This is a genomic window from Arenimonas sp. (genome assembly GCF_047602345.1).
GTDB lineage: Bacteria > Pseudomonadota > Gammaproteobacteria > Xanthomonadales > Xanthomonadaceae > Arenimonas.
Window position 1 is genome coordinate 118,997 of sequence record NZ_JASGHN010000004.1, and the last position, 19,984, is coordinate 138,980.

The window sequence follows — 19,984 nt, forward strand, 5'->3', positions numbered from 1 at the left end:
CGAGTGACGCACCGGAAGGCCGATAGCCCCGTGCAGGAGCAGCGGCTAGATCGCCAACGACAGCGCAACCGCCAGCAGAAAGGCCGCGAAAACGCGCTTGAGCGCCTTGCCGCTGAGGCGATGCGCCAGGCGGGTTCCGTATGGCGCCGCCAGCATCGAGGTCAGCGCGATGCCGATCGCGGCCGGCAGGAAGACGTAGCCGAGACTTCCGGGCGGCATGGTGCCTGCAGGCGCGAGCGTGGCGTATCCCAGCGCACTCGCCAAACCAATGCCGATGCCGCAGGCGCTGGACGTTCCGACGGCACGCACCGGCGCGACGCCACGCCAGACGAGCAAGGGCACGGTCATGCTGCCGCCGCCGATGCCGACGAGGGAGGCGATCGCGCCGATGAATACGCCGGCGAAACTCAGGCCCGCACCACGCGGGGCTTCGACGGCTTCGGCGCGTGGACGCGGCCAATCCAGACTCAGCTGTGCGGCGGCGATCAGGCAATAGATCGCGACGAAGCCGCGCAGGAATTCGCCGCTGAGCAAGCTGGCGAAGCGGCTGCCAAGCCAAGCGCCGACCAGCAAGCCCGGCAACAACCACAAGACGCTGGGCCAAAGGACGCTGCCACGAAGATGATGTGCGCGCGCCGAGGCGGTCGAAGTGATGATGATGCTGGCCAACGACGTGGCCAGCGCCGCATGCATGGCGTCGGCGGTCGGTACGCCCTGCAGCGGCAGCAGCCAGGCCAGGGCCGCCACCAGGACCAGGCCGCCGCCCACACCCAAGAGGCCCGCCAGGACGCCGGCCACGAGGCCGAGCAAGGGATAAAGCAGCCATTCAAGCGGCATCGGGCATTCCTGTCTTGACCGTCCCCGTCATCGGATAAACTCGCCGCATGCCTTTGAAATCATTCGCTCTCCTGCTCATTGTCCTCGCTGGCGACGCCGCTGCCCAGCCCGTCACGGCCACGCGCAGCGAACTTCTTGCCGCGTTCTCCGCCGCCGACCAGGGGCGCCTCGATGCCGCGACGGCCGCCCGCCTGTCGAACCATCCCTTGTCCGGCTGGCTGCTGGCGACCGATCTGCGCGACCGCATCGCCAAGGCGACCCCCGGCGAAGTGAGGCCGGCGCTCGAGCGCCTCGGCAACCAGGCCGCGGGTCGCTGGCTGCGGGAAGGTTGGCTGCGTGAACTGGTGAAGCGCGGCGATTGGGAGAGCTTCCGCGCCGCTTACCAGGGCAGCGACGACGAACTCCTGCGTTGCGCGGATCTGCAGGCCCGATTGCAGACCGGACGCGACGATGCGCAGTGGGCGACCGATGCCAGGGCCCTCTGGCTGACCGGCGGATCGCTGCCGACCGAATGCGATGCGCCGTTCGCGCGCCTCGCCGCGAATGGCAAGCTGGATAACGCACTGCGCTGGCAGCGCCTGGACCTCGCGGCCGCCAAGAGCGAGAGCGGGCTGATGCGTTTCCTCGCCAAGAGCATGGGCGGAAGCGACGGCGCGCTGGCGACTTCCTACGCAAGCTACATGGATGCGCCGGGCGAGAACATTCCGGCGAACTGGCCGAAGGACGAGCGCAGCCGCGACGTCGCGGCGTTCGCGCTGGCGCGTTTGGGCAAGCGCGATCCCGATCGGGCCGAGCGCATCCTGCCGGCGATCGCATCGCGTCTGGGCATGGACGATCGCCAGCGCGGTCGCGTGCTTTACGAAATCGCGTTGTGGACCGTCGCGTCCTATTCGCCGGGCTCGGCGGCGCGCCTGAACGCCGTGCCAGCCGTCGCTTACGACGAAAAGCTGCACGAGTGGCGCGTGCGCGAGGCGATCAACCGGGGCGACGATGCCGCCGCGCTCGCCGCGATCGAAAAGATGGGCGCGACCCAGCGCAGCGATTCGCGTTGGGAATATTTCGAGGCGCGCCTGCGCGAACGGCTCGGGCAGAGCGAGGCCGCGCGCAAGCTCTACCAGGAGGCGGCGAACAGCCCGGCGTTCCATGGCTGGCTGGCGGCCGATCGCCTCAAGCAGGCCTTATGCCTTGTGCTCGCAGGAGCCGACCTCCGATGCCGCGCTGCGCAAGCGCGTCGCCGGCAACGCGGCGCTGGTACGCGCCCTGCAGTTGTTCGCACTCGAGCGGTCGGGGCCGGCCGCGCGCGAATGGGGCGATGTCGTGAAGGCCCTGAACGACGATGAGCGCCGCATCGCGGTGCAGCTGGCGATCGAAGCCGGCTGGTTCGATCGCGCGGTGTTCGGCATGAACCTGTCGCCGGACGACGTGCGTTACTACAGCCTGCGGTTCCCGTTGACGAACCAGGACACGATCCGCGCGCAGTCCAGGATCAACAGCCTCGATCCGGCCTGGGTAGCGGCTCAGACGCGCGCGGAAAGCGCGTTCATGCCGAAGGCGCGCTCGTCGGCCGATGCGCGTGGCCTGTTGCAGCTGCTGCCCGGCACCGGCGCCCTGACCGCACGACGCATCGGCATGGACTGGCGAGGCGGCGAGAGCCTGTACGAGCCGGTGACGAACCTGACCCTCGGCACCGCCTATCTTCGCCAGATGCTGGATCGCTACAACGGGCTGCCTTACCTCGCCATCGCCGCTTACAACGCCGGCCCCGCGCCGGTGGACCGTTGGATGCAGGCGCGCCTGCAGATGGATGCGGATTTCTTCGTCGAGGCGATCCCGTACAAGGAAACGCGGGAATACGTCGCGCGCGTGCTCGCCTTCAGCGTGGTTTACGATTGGCGCCTGAACGGCAAGGCCGCCGCGTTGAGCGACCGACTGGTCGGTCGGTTCAACGAGTCGGCGGCCCAGCGTCGCCCCTTCATCTGCCCCGTGCCGGATCCGAAACAGTCATGAGTCGATTGCTCATCCTTGGCGGCAGTGGATTCGTCGGGCGCGCGCTGGTCCAGCGCTTGTCGCGGGCCGGCCATGCCGTCACCGTGCTGAGCCGAAACCTCAATACGCATTCGCAAAGACTGCTGCCGCCAGGCGTCGTCCTGCACGAGCTCGACGTCTACGATCCGCAAGCCCTGCAGCAGGCCATCGCCGGGCATGATGCGGTGATCAACCTGGTCGGCATCCTCAACGAATCCGGCGACAGCGGTCGCGGGTTCCAGCGCGCGCACGTGCACCTGACGAAACTGGTGATCGCGGCCTGTCAGTTGGGCGGAGTGAATCGCCTGCTGCAGATGAGTTCGTTGAACGCCGGTCGTGGTCACAGTCACTACCTGAAGTCGCGCGGCGAAGCCGAGGCGGCGGTGAAGGCGTCGGGACTGCAATGGACGATCTTCGAACCTTCGGTCATTTTCGGGCAGGGCGACGGGCTGTTCTGTCGTTTCGCCGAAGTGCTGAAGCTGGCGCCGGTGTTGCCGCTGGCACGGGCCGGCTGCAAGTTCGCGCCGGTCTACCTCGGCGACGTGGTCACGGCCTTCGAACGCGCGCTCGCCGACGATCGGACCATCGGTGAGGTGTACGAGCTGTACGGGCCCGACGTGTTCACCCTGGCCGACATCGTACGCATCACGGCGCGTCAGCTCGGCCTGCAGCGTTGGGTGCTCCCCTTGCCCGATGCGCTCGGTCGAATGCAGGCGCTGGCGATGGACTTCGTGCCGGGCAAGCCGTTCTCTTCCGACAACTACCGCTCGCTGCTGACCGATTCGGTCGGTGGCGTCGATGGCCTGCACCGGCTTGGCATCGTGCCGGTACGCGTGGCGGAAGTGCTTTCGGATATCCTCGGCCACGCCGACGACAAGCAGACGCGTTACGCGCGTTATCGCGCCCGGCGCTGAGATGAAGACTTATCTGGTCGGCGGAGCGGTGCGCGACCGGCTGCTCGGCCGGTCCGGCGGCGATCGCGATCATGTGGTCGTCGGTGCGACGCCGGAGCAGATGCTGGCCGCCGGGTTCAAGCAGGTCGGTAGCGATTTCCCGGTTTTCCTGCATCCGCAGACTGGCGAGGAATACGCACTCGCGCGCACCGAGCGCAAGACGGCGCCGGGCTATCGCGGCTTCGTCGTGCACGCCGATGCTTCGGTGACGTTGGACGAAGACCTAGCGCGCCGCGATTTCAGCATCAACGCGATCGCCGAGGACGAATCCGGTGCGATCGTGGATCCGCACGGCGGCCTGCGCGATCTGGAAGCGAGGTTGCTCCGGCACGTCTCGCCGGCATTCGCCGAGGATCCGGTGCGCATCCTGCGCGGCGCCCGTTTCCTGGCGCGTTTCGCCGGGCTCGGTTTCCGCATGGCACCGGACACGCTGGAGCTGATGCGCGCCATGGTGGCGGCCGGTGAAGTGGATGCGCTGGTGCCCGAGCGCGTCTGGCAGGAGCTGAAGCGCGCACTGGAAGAGGCGACGCCGTCGGCCTTCCTGGGCCTGTTGCGCGATTGCGGCGCGCTGCAGCGCCTGCTGCCGGAAGTGGACGCGCTGTTCGGCGTGCCGCAGCGAGTAGAGTTCCATCCGGAGGTCGATACCGGCCTGCATACCCAGATGGTCTGCGACATGGCCGCGCGACTGGCGCCGGGCAATGCGCGCGTCGGTTTTGCCGCGTTGATGCACGACCTGGGCAAGGCGCTGACGCCGCCCGAACAATGGCCGAAGCACATCAACCACGAACATGGCGGCCTCGACCCGGTGCGTGCCGTGTGCGCGCGCTACAAGGTGCCGAACGATTATCGCGAACTGGCCGTGATCGCCTGTCGAGAACACCTGAACGTGCATCGCTTCGACGAACTGCGCGACGAGACGGTGCACGATCTGATCGCCCGTTGCGACGGGTTTCGCCAGCCTGCGCGCATCGCCGAACTCGCCCTCGTTTGCGAGGCCGACAAGCGCGGTCGCAAAGGGCTGCAGGAGAGCGAGTATCCGCAGGCGGCGAAGTTGCTGGCGGCGCACCGCGCCGCCTGTGCGGTGGATGCCGCGCAGCTCGACCTGGCCGGACTCGAGGGCCCACAGATCGGCGAAGCCCTGCGGCGCGCCCGCATCGTCGCGATCCGCCGCGTTCGGCAGCATTCGTCTGAGTGAACGGAACCCGTCGGCTAGGCCGAATGGGGCAACCAACGCCGCTCGAAGGTCTGCAGCCAGGTCTGCCAAGGCAGGAAGCCGAGAATCTGGCCGACGACGATGCCGAGTGTGTTCGCGATCGCATCGCGCGCGTCCATCATCCGATCGGTGGTCAGCTCTCCCTGTGCGATCTCCATCGTCGCGCCGAGCGCGAACAAGGCCAGCGCCGCCAGCCAATGCGCGCGGCGGCGCGCGAAGATCGACACCGCCCAGGCCGACAGCGTCGCGTAAGCGAGCAGGTGGCCGATCTTGTCGCCGTCCGGCACGTCGATGCCGAGTTCCGGCGGATGCACCAGGGACAAGGCGATGCACAGCAGCCAGCCGAAGATCCAGATGCCGAACCAGAGACGCGGATGCTGGAACTCCCGCATCGCCGCGCTCACAGCCGCCTCGTCTGGTCGCCCAGCGCGAAAGCGCCGAGGAAATCCACGTCGCGCTGGAAGCCCATGACTTGGAAGCGCTCGCCCATTTCGCCGGGCAGGGTGAGTTTCTTCACTTCCTGGTGCCGGCGATAGCGTTCGACTTCGTCGCCGATGCTCTCGACCTCGGCCAGTCGCTGCGCCAGGCCGTTGCCGATCAGGAAATTCGCCTGCGTGCAGTAACCGGAGAAATCGAAGCCGGCATGGATGCCCGCTTCGGCCAGTGCGGTGAAATCGACGAAGGCGGTGATGTCCTGCAGCCCCGGCAGATGGAACGGATCGCCGTGCGCACGGTGGCGATAGTGGCAAACCAGCGTGCCGTCGCTGCGCTCAGGCAGGTAGAACTCGCGACGCGGATAGCCATAATCGACGAACAGCATCGCACCCTGGCGCAGCAGGCCGCCTACCGCCTGTATCCAGTACGGCAACTGCGGCAGGACCTCCGAGCGATAGCCTTCGGGGAACGGCGTGCCGAGATCGTGTTCGACATGGCGCACGGCGGCATGCAGCAGCGCGTCGGCCGGTTGCTCGACGCGCAGGAAGTTCCCTTGCGGATCGAGCGCGACGAACTCCTCGTAGACTTCGCCGCCGCGCATCAGGAAGCGCGAAGTCGGCAAGGCATCGAGTACCTCGTTGGCGAACAGCACACCGGTCCATTCGCGCTCCGGCGGGCCGTCCAGCCACTGGCAACGCGCGAACAGCTCGGGCGGCAACAGCGCATGCAGGCGTTGTTGCTGGCGCTCGCGCAAGTCCGCGCTGGGTTCGAGCAGGACATAACGATCGGGCAGGCTGCCGAGCGCAGCGAATCGCTTCAGCACCGCTTCGGCGAAGGCACCGCTGCCGCCGCCGAGCTCGAAGAACCAGCGTTCGTCGCCGAGTTGATCGAACAAGGGTGCGGTTGCGTGGGCGATGCATTCGGCGAAGCGGGGTCCCAGCTCCGGCGACGTGACGAAATCGCCTTCCGCGCCGAACTTGCGTGCGCCGGCGCTGTAGTAGCCGAGGCCGGGCGCGTACAGGGCCAGCTCCATGTAACGCGCGAACGGGATCGCGCCGCCGGCGGCGCGAATCTGCCCGCCGATGAATTCGCGTAGGCGCTCGCTGTGCTCGCGCGCCTCGGGTTCGGGCGCCGGCAGGGAAACTTGGTTCATGGATGACATCGATGGCGCACTGGCCTCAGGATACCGGTATTCGCCCGGAGGACGCATGCCCGAAACCGCTCCCGTCGCCTTGGTCACCGGCGCCGCCCGCCGCGTCGGCGCGGTCATCGCGCGGCGACTCCACGCTGCCGGGTACGATCTGGTCCTGCATCATCGCCGGTCCGCCGAGTCTGCCTCGGCGCTGCAAGTGGAACTGGAGCGCGAGCGTCCCGGCAGCACCCTGGTGCTGCAGGCCGAGCTGTCCGAGTTCGATCGTCTGCCCGAACTCATCGCGCACACCATCGGCCGCTATGGCCGTCTGGATGCGTTGGTGAACAATGCCAGCGCGTTTTATCCCACGCCGATCGGTACGACGGTGCCGGCGCAGTGGGACGAACTGTTCGCGTCGAATGCGCGCGCGCCGTTCTTCCTGTCGCAGGCAGCGGTGCCGCATCTGCGCAAGGCGCGCGGCGCGATCGTCAATCTGGCCGACGTCTATGCCGAGCGACCGCTGGCAGGACATACCGTCTACTGCATGGCCAAGGCGGCGCTGGCGATGTTGACGCTTTCCTTGGCGAAGGAGCTCGGGCCCGAGATCCGCGTCAATGCCGTCGCACCCGGTGCCGTGTTGTGGCCGGAAGAGGGCAGGACGCCGGCGGAGCGGGAGGCGATGATCGCCGGCACCGCCCTGCAGCGGACCGGAACGCCGGAAGAGGTGGCCGAGGCCGTGCGCTGGCTGTTGCAGGACGCGCATTACACGACAGGTCAGATCCTGCGCGTGGATGGCGGTCGTTTCCTGCGCATCTGAAGGCGACCGCGGCGTGAAGCCGCGGTCGCTGTGCGTTTACTTCGCAGCGAAGGCCGTCTGCAGGCCCATGCCTTCGAAACCGGCCGGCGCATGGCCGTCGGTGGCGTAGCGGTACAAAGCCGCCGAATAGATGCCGCTCAGCGCCGACTGGTAAACGCCCAGCAGCAGCACGAGGATCAGGCAGAGCACGCCGACGACGACGGCCAATTGCCAGGCGATCATCGCCGCGCCGAAGGTCAGTGCCGCGCCGACGAGGATGACGGCGACCGTGATCAGGCCGAAGGCCGCGCCGATGCCGACATTGCCGATGGCGTTCTCGCCCCAGGTGCGCTTGAGCAGTTCCAGGCTGCGCTTGAGCGCATCGATCGGGCCGATGTTCTGGCTGACCAGCACCGGCACGACCAGGAAGGTCGCCAGTGTCCAGGCCACGCCCAGGCCACTGCCGATCAGCCGCACGATGAAATTGTTGTCCTTGTTCTTCAGCGCCTGCAGCAGCATGCCGACCGTCGCGGCGATGGCGGCGTAACCGAGGATGGAGCCGATGCGCGACTTCGCGATCGCGATGCCGTCCGACAAGGTCGGATCGCCGCCTTCCAGGCGGATCATCGCGGCGCCGACCAGGGCGCAGTTGAAGAAGATGATCACCGCGTACTGGCAGAAATAGAACAGGAAGCCGAACACGGCGTGTAAGACGCCCACGTCGCGGGCGAACAGTTGCAGGGCGAAAGCCGGGACGGCGAAGGTCGCCAGCACGAGCAGGGTGCAGAAGGTCGAGATCACCGGAAAGAGCATGAGTTCCTTGTCGGAACGCAGGACGGCGGCGCTGGCCTTGACCAGGGACCAGCTGCGGGAAAACTTCTCGAACATCGTCTTGCCTCCGGGATGGACGGGCAGAGTGTCGGTCCTTGCTGCGCCGGATGCAATCGCCGGTTTCAGCCGCCGCTATCGTCGGTCGCCAGCGGCGCCAGGCCGGGGAAATCGGGGTGCGACGCCCAAAGTTCGCCGAGGCTCGTCCCGGACACGGGATCCCGGAACTCCGGCGCGATGTCGGCCAGGGGCTGCAGCACGAACGCGTGTTGCAGTTCCGGTCGCGGGATCTGCAGATGTCCGGGACCGCGCAGTACGAGGTCGTCGTAGAAGACGATGTCGATGTCGAGCGGGCGGTCGGAGTAGCGGGGCTGGTCGCGACGGCGGCCGTGCGCGTCCTCCAGGGCGTGCAGCCAGGCGTCGAGGGCGACCGGATCGAGGTCGCTGTCGATCACCACGGCGGCGTTGACGAAGTCCGCGCCCGCGTAACCGATCGCTTTCGTCCGGTAGAAGGGCGATACGACGAGCGTACCGAAGCGCGCGCGCAACTCGTCCAGCGCTTCGCGCAGGTGCCGCAGCGGGTTCTGGTTCGAGCCGAGGCTGAGGCAGGCCCGGCCCATCAGCTACGCGTGCGCTCGACGATCACGCCGACGGCCTTCGCGCCGCGCACGGCGCCGGGCTTGCTGAGTTTCAGCTTGACGCGACTCACCGCGAATTCGTCAAGGATGATCGCGCAGCAATGCTCGGCCAGGCGTTCCACCAGGCCGAATTCCGATTCGGACACGAACTGGATCAGGCGCTTGCTGACGGCCTTGTAGTCGAGCGTGTCGGCGATGTCGTCGCTGGCGGCGGGCTTGCGGTTGTCGAAATCCATCTCGATGTCGAGCACCACGGGCTGGCGGATCTTGCGTTCCCAGTCGTAGATGCCGATGACGCATTCGATTTCCAGCGCCTCGATGAATACCTTGTCCATCGCGTTTCCTTATGCGACTTGCGTGCTCAAGCGGCCGGCAGCGTGGCCATGTCCCAGCGCGGGAATACGTGCACCGCCGCTTCCTCGTGTTGCCCCGACTGCAGTCGCAGGGCGCCCGCGAACGCGATCATCGCGCCATTGTCGGTGCAGAACTCCTTGCGCGGGAAGCAGGCGCGGCCGCCGAGCTTGCGCGTGGCCGCCGCGAGTTTTTCGCGCAGCCGCGTGTTGGCGCCGACGCCGCCGGCGACCACCAGGGTCTGCATGCCGGTCTGGCGCAGCGCTCGTTCGCACTTGATCGCCAGCGTGTCGACCACCGCGTCTTCGAACCCGCGGGCGATATCCGCACGCGTGGCATCGCTGCGGTCGCTGCCCTGCCAGGCCAGCAGCACCTGCGTCTTCAGGCCGGAGAAACTGAAATCGAGGCCCGGACGGTCGGTCATCGGGCGCGAGAACTTGAAACGACCGGGCCGGCCGGATTCCGCCAGGCGCGCCAGTTCGGGCCCCCCGGGATACGGCAGGCCCATGAGTTTGGCGGTCTTGTCGAAGGCCTCGCCGGCCGCATCGTCCAGGGTTTCGCCCAGTAGCCGGTAGCGGCCTATGCCATCGACGGCGACGAGCTGGGTGTGACCTCCCGAGACCAGCAGGGCCACGAAGGGCGGCCGCAACTCGGGGTCTTCCAGTAGCGGCGCCAGCAGATGGCCTTCCATGTGGTGCACGCCGATCGCCGGCAGGCCCAGCGACCAGGCCAGGGCACGGCCGGCCGCCGCGCCGACCATCAGGGCGCCGACCAGACCCGGACCGGCCGTATAGGCCACGCCATCGAGCTCGCCGACGGCCAGGCCCGCCTCGGCCAGCGTCTGGCGCACCAGGGGCAGCAGGCGGCGGACATGGTCGCGGCTGGCCAGCTCGGGCACCACGCCGCCGTACTGGGCGTGCAGGTCGATCTGGCTGAACAAGGCATGCGCGCGCAGGCCCGCGTCCGTGTCGTACACGGCCACGCCGGTCTCGTCGCAGCTGGTTTCGATGCCGAGGACCTTCATCCGGGGTTCCGGGGCGGGCGTTCAGCCCAGCCCGGCCTTTGCTTGCGCCAAATATCGGGGAGCCGGTATCATACGCGGCTCGCCGAACCGGGTTCACCCGGGCCGGTGGTATCCCAGTCAGGAATAACCATGCCTTCTGTCAAAGTCCGCGAAAACGAGCCGTTCGAGTTTGCCCTGCGTCGCTTCAAGCGCACCTGCGAAAAGGCCGGCGTGCTCGCCGAGACCCGCAAGCGCGAGTTCTACGAAAAGCCGACCCAGGAACGCAAGCGCAAGGCCGCCGCCGCGGTGAAGCGCCAGCTGCGCCGCAGCTCGCGCGACGTCACCAAGCGCCAGCGCCTGTACTGAGCCGCGGTGTTTCCGAGAAGCCGGCCGCGCGCAAGCGTCGCCGGCTTTTCGTGCTTCTGAACCACCCATTTCCGAACGACCCCCGTTGCCGCGATCGAAGCGGCGGATGCCCAGGAGAATCCCATGTCCATGAAAGCCCAGCTCACCGAAGACATGAAGACGGCGATGAAGGCCGGCGAGAAGGATCGCCTGGGCGTCATCCGCCTGATCAACGCCGCCATCAAGCAGCGCGAAGTGGACGAGCGCATCGAGATCACCGACGCCATCGTGCTCGCCGTGCTCGAGAAAATGGTCAAGCAGCGCAAGGATTCGATCAGCCAGTACGAGGCCGCCGGCCGCGAAGACCTCGCGTCGGTCGAACGCTATGAGATGGGCGTGATCCAGGCCTATCTGCCCGCGCAGATGGACGAGGCCGAGCTCGAGGCGGCCGTCGTCGCCTCGATCGCCGAATCCGGCGCCACCGGCCCGGCCGACATGGGCAAGGTGATGGCCGTGCTGAAGCCGAAGGTCGCCGGCCGTGCCGACATGGGTGCGTTGTCGGGTCTGGTGAAGAAGAAGCTCGCGGGCTGAAGCCCGAAAACGGTGTTCCTGCGGTTCGTCATCACTCACCGAGATCAGCGTACAGGGCAGCCCATGGGCCTGCTCACGCTCGCGTATGAGCTGATCCGTGAAGACTCCCTCTTTGTCGCCGACAGCGACGAACTGCGCGAGTCCCTCAAGTGGATGGAGCAGCGACTTCCTATCCCCGCTCGCTTTGCCCGCAAGCGAAACGTCTCTCACAAGGAGACCCATGGGCTTTCGTGGATCAAGTCGGATGCCGGTGAAATCGTCGATCGGCTTCACGCGATGTCCGAACTTGTCCGGAGGCTCGGGTATGCCGTCGAAATCCTGCGGGAAGACAGGCCGGGCTATGTCGTGTACGAGGACGATTGGCAGGTGGTCGCCGAGCCGTTCCACGGCAAGCGACGTTGACGCGTCTGGCGTGGCAAGCTAGGCCCATGGCCCGCATCCCCGACGCTTTCATCGACGACCTGCTCGCACGCACGGACATCGTGGAGCTGATCGGCGCGCGCGTGCCGCTCAAGCGCCAGGGGCGCGAGTACTCGGCGCGCTGCCCTTTCCACGACGAACGCTCGCCGTCGTTCACGGTGTCGCCGACCAAGCAGTTCTACCACTGCTTCGGTTGCGGCGCGCATGGCACCGCGCTCGCCTTCCTGATGAACTACGACCGCCTTGAGTTCCTCGATGCGGTGGAGGAGCTCGCCAAGCGCATCGGCGTCGAGGTGCCGCGCGATACGCGCGCGCGCAACGAAGATGGCGAGTCGCGCGACCTGTACGCGGCGCTGGAGGCTTCGGCGAAGTTCTTCCAGAACCAGCTGGCGCAGAGCGCAAAGGCCCAGTCCTACCTGGAGCGGCGCGGCGTCGACGCCGACAATCGCGCCCGCTTCGGCATCGGTTACGCCCCCGAAGGCTTCAACGGATTGAAGGACGCGCTCGGCACCGACGAGCGTCGCCTGCGCCTGCTCGACAAGACCGGCATGCTGTCGAAGAGCGACAGCGGGCGAACCTACGACAAATTCCGCGATCGCGTGATGTTCCCGATCCACGACCGGCGTGGTCGCGTGATCGCGTTCGGCGGACGTGTGCTGGAAAAGGACGACGGCCCGAAATACCTGAACTCGCCCGAGACCGCGCTGTTCCACAAAGGCCGCGAGCTTTACGGCCTGTGGCAGGTGCGGCAGGCGCACGCGAAGATTCCGCGACTCATCGTCGTCGAAGGCTATATGGACGTCGTGGCGCTGTTCCAGTACGGCGTCAGCCAGGCGGTGGCGACGCTGGGCACGGCGACCACGCCCGATCACGCCGAACTGCTGTTCCGCAACGCCGCCGATGTCTATTTCTGTTTCGACGGCGATCGCGCCGGCCGTGGCGCGGCCTGGAAAGCGGTCGAATCGGTGTTGCCGCGCATGCGCGATGGGCGCCAGGCTTTTTTCCTGTTCCTGCCGGAAGGCGAGGACCCGGACACCATCGTGCGCCAGGAAGGCGCGGCCGGTTTCGATGCGCGTCTAGCCGCAGCGACCTCGCTCAGCGAGTTCTTCTTCACCGAACTGTCGAAGGACGTGAACCTCGGCTCGCTCGAGGGCAAGGCGCGTTTGGCCGAACGGGCGAAGCCGTATCTCGCGAACGTGCCGGACGGCGCCTTCCGCGACCTGATGCAGCAGCGCGTGACTGAACTGACCGGGGTGGGCGCGCGTGCGGTGAACGAGAGCCCGTCGCCAGGCCTGGGAATGAGGGTTTCGCGAGGGGCGCCGGCGCCCAAGCGCAGCCTCGTGCGCACGGCGATCGCCTTGCTGTTGCAGCAGCCACAACTGGCGTTGGCGATCGAGCCGCCTTATCTGTTCGGCGTGCTGCACCAGCCCGGCGTGCCGCTGCTGGTCGAGCTGATCGACTTGGTGCGCGAGCGGCCGGACATCGGTACAGGCGCGATCCTCGAAATGTTCGCCGAGCGCGAAGAGGGAGCGGCATTGCAGAAGCTGGCATCGCAGAGTTTCCCCGGCGACGAAGCCGCCTGGCGCGGCGAGTTCCTCGATGCGCTGGTTCAGCTCGACAAGCAGACGCGGCGGCAACGCGTGGACGAACTGAACGCGCGCATCGGCGAAGTCGGCATGACCGGCCTCAGCGCCGGCGAAAAGGCCGAACTGCGCGACCTGCAATCGCGGCGATGAGGGTCTGTCCGGTGGCCGCCGCCACCCGCGTTAGCCTGTTGGACTTCATCCAGTTGGAATCTTGAGGGAGATGACCATGCGTTCGATGTTGCTCGTTTTCGCGCTGCTGCTGCCCGCCGCATTCGCCTGGGCCGATGCCACCGTTCCGACCAAGGACGTCGACGGCGCCCGCGACCCGGCTTTCCTGAAACGCTACGAAGGCAGTTTCATCGTCAACTACGAACAAAAGGCCTTCGACCAGCTGGTCATCCCGCTGTCGACGCTGAAGGCCGTGCCGGACAAGACCGATCGCATGAACAACCGCCTGATGGCGCCCGACAAGAAACTCGTCGCCGAAGGTCGCTACACCCGCCTGCTTTACGTGGCGCCGGAGGGCCGGTCGCCGCTCGAAGTGATCCGGAATTATGTCGAGGAAATCGAAGGCGCCGGCGGCAAGGCGCTGTATTCGTGCAAGGACGATGGCTGCGGCGGCGACCTGCACGGCAACGACCACGGCGGCGGCACCCAGGGCCTGCTGGAGAAACTCTATCCGCAGGAACGCGTGAAGGCGCCGGACTTCAGCAACGGCAACTGCGCCAGCACGATGGATGTCGCGGAGCAGCGTTTCGTCGCCTTCAAGCTGCCGACGCCCGATGGCGATGCCAGCGTCGCGGTGCTGGCCTATACGGTGCAGGACGACCTGTACTGCAAGGCCTTGAACGATCGCACGGTGGCGATGGTTCTGGTGATCGAAGCGAAGGCGCGCGAGCAGAAGATGGTGACGGTCACGGCGGCGGAGATGGCGAAGTCGCTGTCCGGTACCGGCCGCATCGCCTTGTACGGCATCTATTTCGACACCAACAAGACCGATATCAAGCCTGAGTCTTCGCAGGCGCTGGAACAGATCGCCGCGCTGCTGAAGGGCGATCCGGCGCTGAAGGTGTTCATCGTCGGCCATACCGACAACGTCGGCAGCCAGGCGGCGAACATGGATCTGTCCAAGCGCCGCGCCAATGCCGTGGTCGCGGCCCTGACCTCGACCTACGGCGCCAAGGCCGCGCAGATGGAAGCCGCCGGCGTCGGCATGCTTTCGCCCCTGGCCAGCAACGACGACGAAACAGGGCGCGCGAAGAACCGCCGCGTCGAACTCGTCAAGAAATAGGATTCAATGCGCTCAACGCACCGGCTGGAATTCGATTCCGGCCGGTGCGGCGCCGGCACCCGGCAGCAGCCAGTGATCGATCAGCAGGAAGGCGAACAAGGCCATCAGGTACCAGATCGAATAGCCGAAAACCTGCATCGCGAAGGCTTCCGAAGGCGGGTTCATCAGGCGGATGGCGTAGTACAGGAACACGGCACCGAGCACGACCGCGCCGCCGAGGTAGAACACGCCGCTCATGTCCGCGATCCAGGGCAGCAGGGTCGCCAGCACCAGCAGCACCGTATAGAACAGGATCTGCCAGCGCGTGTATTCGACGCCATGCGTGACCGGCAGCATCGGGATCATCGCGCGCGCATAGTCGTCGCGCCGGAAGATCGCCAGCGCCCAGAAATGCGGCGGCGTCCAGACGAAGATGATCAGCACCAGCAGCAGCGCGTGGGGATGCAGCTGGTCGGTGACCGCAGTCCAACCCAGAGCGGGAGGCGCGGCACCGGCCAGGCCGCCGATGACGATGTTTTGCGGCGTCGCCCGCTTCAGGAAGCCGGTATAGACGATCGCGTAACCGATCAGTGAAGCGAAGGTCAGCGCGGCCGTAAGCCCATTCACGCAGAGCGTCAGCAACAACATCGACGCGGTGCCGAGGACGACGGCGAAAAGCAGCACCTGCATCGGCCGCAGCGAGCCGGTAGGCAGGGGGCGATGCGCGGTGCGCGCCATCAGCGCATCGATGCGCTGGTCGAGCAGGTGGTTGATGGCGGCGGCCGACGAGGCGGCAAGCCAGATGCCCAACGCACCGGCCAGCAGGCTAGGCCAGGCGGCGGCGAAGTCGGGCGCGATCATCGCGCCTTCGGGCAGCTGGCCGTGCAACATGAGATCGACCAGCCAGCCGAACGAGGCGAAACCGGTCGGCCCGCGCGGATCGTGCATCGCCAGCAGCATGCCGATCACCGCCGTGAAGACGATCAACGCGACGACGCGCGGCTTGGTCAGTTCGTAGTACTCGCGCAGGTGCAGTTTCATTCCGGCGCCCGCAAGCGCGCCAGCAGGCCGACGATCACGAACAGCAGCAACGCAGCGCCACCGGTATGCGCGACCGCGACCCACAGAGGTAGGCTTAGCAGCACGTTGCCGATGCCCAATGCGATCTGCGCGCACAGCAGAACCGCGAGTACGCAGCCCCAGAACAGCAGGCCTGGCGTTCGGATCATGCGTATCGCGACGGCAAGCAGATGGCCGAAGACGAGCAGGGCGACGATGCGGTGCGAGAGCTGGATCGCGACGCGCGCCGGGCCGTCCAGAACGCCTCCTTCATAGTCCACGCCGATGCCGCGCCACAGCACGAAGGCTTCGCGGAAGTCGTGTTGCGGCCACCACTGTCCCAGGCATTTGGGAAAATCGCTGCCGCAGGCGAGTGCGGCGTAGTTCGACGAGGTCCAGCCGCCGAGCGCGATCTGCAGCGCCAGCAGCGCCAGGCCGATCCAAAGCAGGCGTCGCAGTTTCGGCGCCACGGCTTGCACGAGCGCCGCGCCGGGCGTCGTCGCCCAGGCCAACCAGACCAGCAGCGAGAACGTCGCCAGGCCGCCGAGCAGATGCGCCATGACCACGACGGGCTTCAGCAGCCAGGTCACCGTCCACATGCCGAGCACGGCCTGGAACACGACCACCATCAGTACGATCGCGCTCAGTCGCGAGGCGTCGGAATTCGATCCGCGTATCGCCTGGATCAACAGCCAGGCTTCGCCGGCAAGCGCCATCGCCGCGGCGTATTCGTAGTGTTTCCCGATGTACAGCGGGATGGAGGCGGCGACCAACGCAGCGGCACCGGCGATTTGAGCGACGCCGAAACGGCGCTTCTGCGCCGCGATCAAGGCCAGCAGCAGGATCAGCAGCCCGAGCCCGCCGGCGAGATGGCGATGCACCTGTTCGCGCCAGGCCTTGCCGGTTTCGACCGCGCGCTCGAACGTGGCATTGGCCTGCGCGATCTCGTGATCGTGCACCGGCCAGGTCGCGCGGCCGTAGCAGGTCGGCCAGTCGGGGCAGCTCAGGCCCGCGTTCGACAATCGCACGAAAGCGCCGAAGATCACGATGGCGAAGGCGAGCAGCACGGCCGCCCAGGCCAGGCGATGGTAGTGACGATGCGGGGAAGTCATGCCGGGATTCTACCGGGATGCGCCGGGGGCTTGGCCGAAGCTCACTTCAGTACCCGGCCGAGGTCCTTGCGCAGGCCGTTGGGGTCGAAACCCTCGGCATAGTGCAGGACGACGAAGCCATGCGGATCCACCAGCCACAGTTCGGGCAGGGACTGCGGCGGCGACGCCAGGGCCGAAGGCAGCGCCGTACCGGCACGCGCGGGCTGCAGGGGTTGCAGGCGTTCGCGCTGTTCGGCCGGCAGCGCGGCGTCGAGCAACAGCAGAGGCAGGCGTGGCGAATGCCGGCCCATGGCCATGCGCACGCGCGGCAGCATCGCAGCGCGGTTCCAGCATTCCGCGCTGCATTGCGCCGGCAGGCGCAGCAGAACGGTCCAGCGCCGTTCGTCGTTCTTCCATGCCCAGCGCGTATCGTCCGCGAGCAGCAGGTTCACGCCGTTCACGTCGATCGGCGGTTCGAGCAGCTCGCCGAAGTTGCGCGTGTGCTCCGGCGTCCAGCCGGTGAAGCGCAGGAAGGCCGCCACGCCGAACGATCCGAAGAACATCGCGACGATCAGCAGCAGGACGAGGCGCGAACGCCATTGGGAGGGTGGGGCGGGATGATTCATGCGGATTTCCGGCGGAATTGCTGCATCAGGGCGAGCACGAGCAGTGCCGCCGCCAGCGAGAACCACTGCAGCGCGTAGGCGCGGTGCTTCTCCGGCGGCAAGGTGTTCGGAAGGATGTCGAGATCGCGCGTGTGGCCGATCGGAAGGGACGGGTCGAGACGCAGCACGCGCGGACCCAGATCCTGGTTGAGCGCGCCGGACAGAGCGGGGATGTCGATGCGCGTGAGCAACCAGCGCTGTCGATCGCTGGCGTCGTAGGCGGGTCCCAGCGCGAGGCCCGGGGACGGCGGCGGCAACAGCAGGCCGCGTACTAGCAAGGGCGAAGCGGGGGCATCGCTGTGCGGCAGGTGCCGTTGCGCGTCCAGCGGCAGCCAGCCCAGGTCCACCAGCAGCGGCCTGCCGTCGTCGGGCTGGAAGATGCGGAACACTTCGACGCCGACCGCTTCGCCGCGACGCTGGTTGTCGAGCAGCAACGCGGGTCCGTCGATGAAGCGACCATTTCCCTGTGCCCAGGCGTAGTCGAGTGCGGTGCGGGCCGATGCCTGCGCCAGCGGCTGCGCATGGCGTTGTTCCAGCGCGGCGGCGACGCCGTCGAGCATGACCTGTTTTTCGTCGGCGCGGCGCAGCTGCCAGCGTCCGAGACCGACCAGCAGCGACAGCAACGCGGCCGTCAGCAGCCACAGGGCGATGCGAGTCTTCAAGACAGGCGCCCCGGCATGACCGATAATGCCGTCCAACTTTCGCTAGAGCGCGACGCCATGAGTCCCGGCCTGCAGAAACTGGTCATCATCGCCTTCCTGATCGTCATCCTGTGGAACCTGGGGGCGGGCCTGTACTACATGATGGTGGACAAGGGCACGACGAACCGCACGGTGAAATCGCTGAGCTGGCGTATCGGCATCTCGGTTGCGCTCATCCTGCTCGTCGCCCTCGGCATCTACACCGGCGTGATCAAGCCGCACGGCATCTACGGCTGAGCCGGGTCGAACTCCGAAGAAAAAGGCCGGCATCGCCGGCCTTTTTCATTGCTAGCCAATCCTCTCAGGCGAAGCGCTGGCAAGGCGCGAGCCCACGAGCAAAGCGGAGTTGACTCAAGCGTCAATGAGCATTTGCGAGTGGGCGATTAACGCAGCCAGCGCGAGAAACTCGATCAAAGAACGTAGACGAAGAGGAAAAGGCCGAGCCACACCACGTCCACGAAATGCCAGTACCAGGCCACGGCTTCGAAGGCGAAGTGATGGTCCTTGCTGAAGTGGCCCTTGGCGCAGCGCAGCCAGATCACCGCCAGCATGATCGCGCCAAGGGTCACGTGCATGCCGTGGAAGCCGGTGAGCATGAAGAAGGTCGAGCCGTAGATGCCCGAGCCGAGCGTCAGGTTCAGCTCATGGTAGGCGTGGATGTACTCCTCCGCCTGGAAGAACAGGAACAGCGCGCCGAGCGCGACGGTCGCACCGAGCCAGAACAGCAGCGAGCGGCGCTGGTTGGCGCGCAGCGCATGGTGCGCCAACGTGATCGTCACGCCCGAGCTCAGCAGCAGCATCGTGTTCAGCAGCGGCAGGCCCCAGGCGGGAATCGTCTCGAAGCTGCCGCCGATCGCCGCCGGACCGTTCGCCGGCCAGCCGGCCGAATAGCCCGGATACAGAAACTGGTTGGTCAGCACGCCGTCGCCTTCGCCCGACAACCACGGCAAGGCGTACATGCGAGCGTAGAACAGCGCGCCGAAGAAGGCCGCGAAGAACATCACTTCGGAGAAGATGAACCACATCATGCCCATGCGGAACGACGTGTCGACCTGGGCGTTGTACTTGCCCTGCAGCGATTCGCCGATGACATCGCCGAACCAACGGCCCAGCACCAGCAGCACCATGAAGATGCCGATGAAGAAGACCGCCTCGCCCCAGGCGTGGCCGTTCATCCAGTTGGCGACGCCGATCATCGTCGTGAACAGGGCGATCGAGCCGAGGAAGGGCCAGCCGCTGTGGTGCGGCACGTAGTACTGGTTCGCGTCGTGGGTCTGAGCCATGGGGATTCCCCGATTCCTGAGTTCGTTGCGGTTACGGCGCCGAGGCCTTGGCCGCCGCCGGCTGCGCCGCATGCAACTGCGCCGTCGCCGTGTCGTTGAGGTAAAAAGTATAGGACAGCGTGATCGTGGCAACGTCGCCCGGCAGGGCCGGATCGACGATGAAACGCACTGGCATCAGGCGTTCCTCGCCGGCCAGCAGGGTCTGCTGGGTGAAGCAGAAGCATTCGGTCTTGTTGAAGAAACTCGAAGCCTGCACCGGCGCGACCGACGGCGCGGCCTGGCCGACGATGGCCTCGCCGGACTGGTTGCGGGCCACGTACAGGGCTTCGTACTGCTTGCCGGGCTGCACTTCCATCGTCAGCTGCTTGGGCGAGAACGCCCAGGGCAGTTTCGAATTGACGGTGCCGTCGAACTGCACGCGCACGGTGCGGTTCGGATCGGGCTTCACGCCCGACATCTGCGCCTGACCGGTCGGGCCCTTCTCGAGCTTGATGCCGAAGACCTTCTCACAGGCGATGTTGTACAGCGGCACCATCGAGAAGGCGAACACGAACGAGCCGACCGAGATCAGCGCGATGCGGCGCAGCGTACCGGACAAGGGCTGCGTCATGAGCCGCTCATCGCCGCATAGAGGAAGGCTGCGTAGACCAGCACCGCGCAGACGCCCATCGCCCAGGCCGTGCGGCGGATCGCGGCACGGCGGGTCGGGTCGGCGGAGGCGGAGTTCGTCGTCATCGCGATATTCGCGTCAGCGGCGTCCCC

The 19,984-nt window shown here is 66.8% G+C and carries 25 protein-coding genes; 11 read left to right on the forward strand and 14 right to left on the reverse strand.

What is annotated here, in order from left to right:
* Positions 1-45 precede the first annotated feature (45 nt).
* Entirely contained in the window at positions 46-837 is a 792-nt protein-coding gene (locus QM707_RS02535) for a sulfite exporter TauE/SafE family protein (protein WP_415000302.1), read from the reverse strand.
* Positions 838-884: 47 nt separating this feature from the next.
* Here QM707_RS02535 and QM707_RS02540 point away from each other — a divergent pair, with 47 nt between their 5' ends.
* The 4 genes from QM707_RS02540 to QM707_RS02555 are packed head-to-tail and all read left to right on the forward strand — an operon-like array spanning position 885 to position 5,010.
* A complete protein-coding gene (locus QM707_RS02540) occupies positions 885-2,177 on the forward strand; it encodes a hypothetical protein (protein WP_415000303.1) in 1,293 nt (430 codons plus the stop codon).
* Positions 2,104-2,844, forward strand: coding sequence for a transglycosylase SLT domain-containing protein (locus QM707_RS02545; RefSeq protein ID WP_415000304.1), 741 nt, complete (start codon positions 2,104-2,106; stop codon positions 2,842-2,844). Before QM707_RS02540 ends, QM707_RS02545 begins: the two co-directional genes overlap by 74 nt.
* Positions 2,841-3,776, forward strand: a complete 936-nt coding sequence (locus tag QM707_RS02550; RefSeq protein WP_415000305.1) for a complex I NDUFA9 subunit family protein — start codon at positions 2,841-2,843, stop codon at positions 3,774-3,776. Before QM707_RS02545 ends, QM707_RS02550 begins: the two co-directional genes overlap by 4 nt.
* A 1-nt stretch (position 3,777) precedes the next feature.
* The gene (locus QM707_RS02555) at positions 3,778-5,010 is read left to right on the forward strand and encodes a multifunctional CCA addition/repair protein (protein ID WP_415000306.1); all 1,233 of its coding nucleotides are present in this window, start codon (positions 3,778-3,780) and stop codon (positions 5,008-5,010) included.
* Between the two features lie 14 nt (positions 5,011-5,024).
* Here the strand turns inward: QM707_RS02555 and QM707_RS02560 are convergent, their stop codons facing one another.
* Both QM707_RS02560 and QM707_RS02565 read right to left on the reverse strand, forming a co-directional pair.
* On the reverse strand, positions 5,025-5,432 hold the full coding sequence (locus QM707_RS02560; protein WP_415000307.1) for a VanZ family protein: 408 nt from the start codon (positions 5,430-5,432) through the stop codon (positions 5,025-5,027).
* Positions 5,429-6,625, reverse strand: a complete 1,197-nt coding sequence (locus tag QM707_RS02565; RefSeq protein ID WP_415000308.1) for a class I SAM-dependent methyltransferase — start codon at positions 6,623-6,625, stop codon at positions 5,429-5,431. Before QM707_RS02565 ends, QM707_RS02560 begins: the two co-directional genes overlap by 4 nt.
* A gap of 46 nt (positions 6,626-6,671) precedes the next feature.
* Between QM707_RS02565 and QM707_RS02570 the strand changes: the two genes are divergently transcribed.
* On the forward strand, positions 6,672-7,412 hold the full coding sequence (locus QM707_RS02570) for a pteridine reductase (protein WP_415000309.1): 741 nt from the start codon (positions 6,672-6,674) through the stop codon (positions 7,410-7,412).
* Positions 7,413-7,448: 36 nt separating this feature from the next.
* Here the strand turns inward: QM707_RS02570 and QM707_RS02575 are convergent, their stop codons facing one another.
* The 4 genes from QM707_RS02575 to tsaD all read right to left on the reverse strand — a co-directional run bounded on the left by QM707_RS02575 (position 7,449) and on the right by tsaD (position 10,232).
* Positions 7,449-8,279: a DUF6159 family protein gene (locus QM707_RS02575; RefSeq protein WP_415000310.1), complete on the reverse strand. Its 831-nt coding sequence runs from the start codon at positions 8,277-8,279 to the stop codon at positions 7,449-7,451.
* 65 nt (positions 8,280-8,344) lie between these two features.
* Complete coding sequence (gene folK, locus QM707_RS02580; protein WP_415000311.1) at positions 8,345-8,839, reverse strand: 2-amino-4-hydroxy-6-hydroxymethyldihydropteridine diphosphokinase; 495 nt, start codon at positions 8,837-8,839, stop codon at positions 8,345-8,347.
* Positions 8,839-9,192: a dihydroneopterin aldolase gene (folB, locus tag QM707_RS02585; protein ID WP_415000312.1), complete on the reverse strand. Its 354-nt coding sequence runs from the start codon at positions 9,190-9,192 to the stop codon at positions 8,839-8,841. The genes folK and folB overlap by 1 nt, the downstream gene beginning before the upstream one ends.
* 26 nt (positions 9,193-9,218) lie before the next feature.
* Positions 9,219-10,232: a tRNA (adenosine(37)-N6)-threonylcarbamoyltransferase complex transferase subunit TsaD gene (gene tsaD / locus QM707_RS02590; protein WP_415000313.1), complete on the reverse strand. Its 1,014-nt coding sequence runs from the start codon at positions 10,230-10,232 to the stop codon at positions 9,219-9,221.
* Positions 10,233-10,361: 129 nt separating this feature from the next.
* On the opposite strand from tsaD, the gene rpsU reads away from it, so the two are divergent.
* From rpsU to QM707_RS02615, 5 genes are all read left to right on the forward strand, one after another.
* On the forward strand, positions 10,362-10,577 hold the full coding sequence (gene rpsU / locus QM707_RS02595) for a 30S ribosomal protein S21 (RefSeq protein WP_002808376.1): 216 nt from the start codon (positions 10,362-10,364) through the stop codon (positions 10,575-10,577).
* A gap of 123 nt (positions 10,578-10,700) precedes the next feature.
* Positions 10,701-11,147 (forward strand): GatB/YqeY domain-containing protein, encoded by a 447-nt coding sequence (locus tag QM707_RS02600; RefSeq protein ID WP_415000314.1) that lies wholly within the window; start codon positions 10,701-10,703, stop codon positions 11,145-11,147.
* 63 nt (positions 11,148-11,210) lie between these two features.
* Positions 11,211-11,549, forward strand: coding sequence for a hypothetical protein (locus QM707_RS02605; RefSeq protein WP_415000315.1), 339 nt, complete (start codon positions 11,211-11,213; stop codon positions 11,547-11,549).
* A gap of 26 nt (positions 11,550-11,575) precedes the next feature.
* Positions 11,576-13,303, forward strand: coding sequence for a DNA primase (gene dnaG / locus QM707_RS02610; RefSeq protein ID WP_415000316.1), 1,728 nt, complete (start codon positions 11,576-11,578; stop codon positions 13,301-13,303).
* Between the two features lie 76 nt (positions 13,304-13,379).
* Positions 13,380-14,444, forward strand: a complete 1,065-nt coding sequence (locus tag QM707_RS02615; protein WP_415000317.1) for a DUF4892 domain-containing protein — start codon at positions 13,380-13,382, stop codon at positions 14,442-14,444.
* A 12-nt stretch (positions 14,445-14,456) separates the two neighbouring features.
* On the opposite strand, the gene cyoE is transcribed toward QM707_RS02615, so the two are convergent.
* Genes cyoE through QM707_RS02635 form a run of 4 tightly spaced genes read right to left on the reverse strand, consistent with a single transcriptional unit; the run spans position 14,457 to position 17,900 of the window.
* Complete coding sequence (cyoE, locus tag QM707_RS02620; RefSeq protein WP_415000318.1) at positions 14,457-15,464, reverse strand: heme o synthase; 1,008 nt, start codon at positions 15,462-15,464, stop codon at positions 14,457-14,459.
* Positions 15,461-16,594: a COX15/CtaA family protein gene (locus QM707_RS02625; RefSeq protein WP_415000319.1), complete on the reverse strand. Its 1,134-nt coding sequence runs from the start codon at positions 16,592-16,594 to the stop codon at positions 15,461-15,463. The genes cyoE and QM707_RS02625 overlap by 4 nt, the downstream gene beginning before the upstream one ends.
* A 41-nt stretch (positions 16,595-16,635) precedes the next feature.
* Positions 16,636-17,199, reverse strand: coding sequence for a hypothetical protein (locus tag QM707_RS02630; RefSeq protein WP_415000320.1), 564 nt, complete (start codon positions 17,197-17,199; stop codon positions 16,636-16,638).
* Positions 17,196-17,900: an SURF1 family protein gene (locus tag QM707_RS02635; RefSeq protein ID WP_415000321.1), complete on the reverse strand. Its 705-nt coding sequence runs from the start codon at positions 17,898-17,900 to the stop codon at positions 17,196-17,198. The genes QM707_RS02630 and QM707_RS02635 overlap by 4 nt, the downstream gene beginning before the upstream one ends.
* 57 nt (positions 17,901-17,957) lie before the next feature.
* Between QM707_RS02635 and QM707_RS02640 the strand changes: the two genes are divergently transcribed.
* On the forward strand, positions 17,958-18,176 hold the full coding sequence (locus QM707_RS02640) for a twin transmembrane helix small protein (protein ID WP_415000516.1): 219 nt from the start codon (positions 17,958-17,960) through the stop codon (positions 18,174-18,176).
* Positions 18,177-18,349: 173 nt separating this feature from the next.
* Here the strand turns inward: QM707_RS02640 and QM707_RS02645 are convergent, their stop codons facing one another.
* Genes QM707_RS02645 through QM707_RS02655 form a run of 3 tightly spaced genes read right to left on the reverse strand, consistent with a single transcriptional unit; the run spans position 18,350 to position 19,957 of the window.
* Entirely contained in the window at positions 18,350-19,222 is an 873-nt protein-coding gene (locus QM707_RS02645; RefSeq protein ID WP_415000322.1) for a cytochrome c oxidase subunit 3, read from the reverse strand.
* A 31-nt stretch (positions 19,223-19,253) separates the two neighbouring features.
* On the reverse strand, positions 19,254-19,832 hold the full coding sequence (locus QM707_RS02650; protein ID WP_415000323.1) for a cytochrome c oxidase assembly protein: 579 nt from the start codon (positions 19,830-19,832) through the stop codon (positions 19,254-19,256).
* Positions 19,829-19,957, reverse strand: coding sequence for a hypothetical protein (locus QM707_RS02655; protein WP_415000324.1), 129 nt, complete (start codon positions 19,955-19,957; stop codon positions 19,829-19,831). The genes QM707_RS02650 and QM707_RS02655 overlap by 4 nt, the downstream gene beginning before the upstream one ends.
* Positions 19,958-19,984 lie beyond the last annotated feature (27 nt).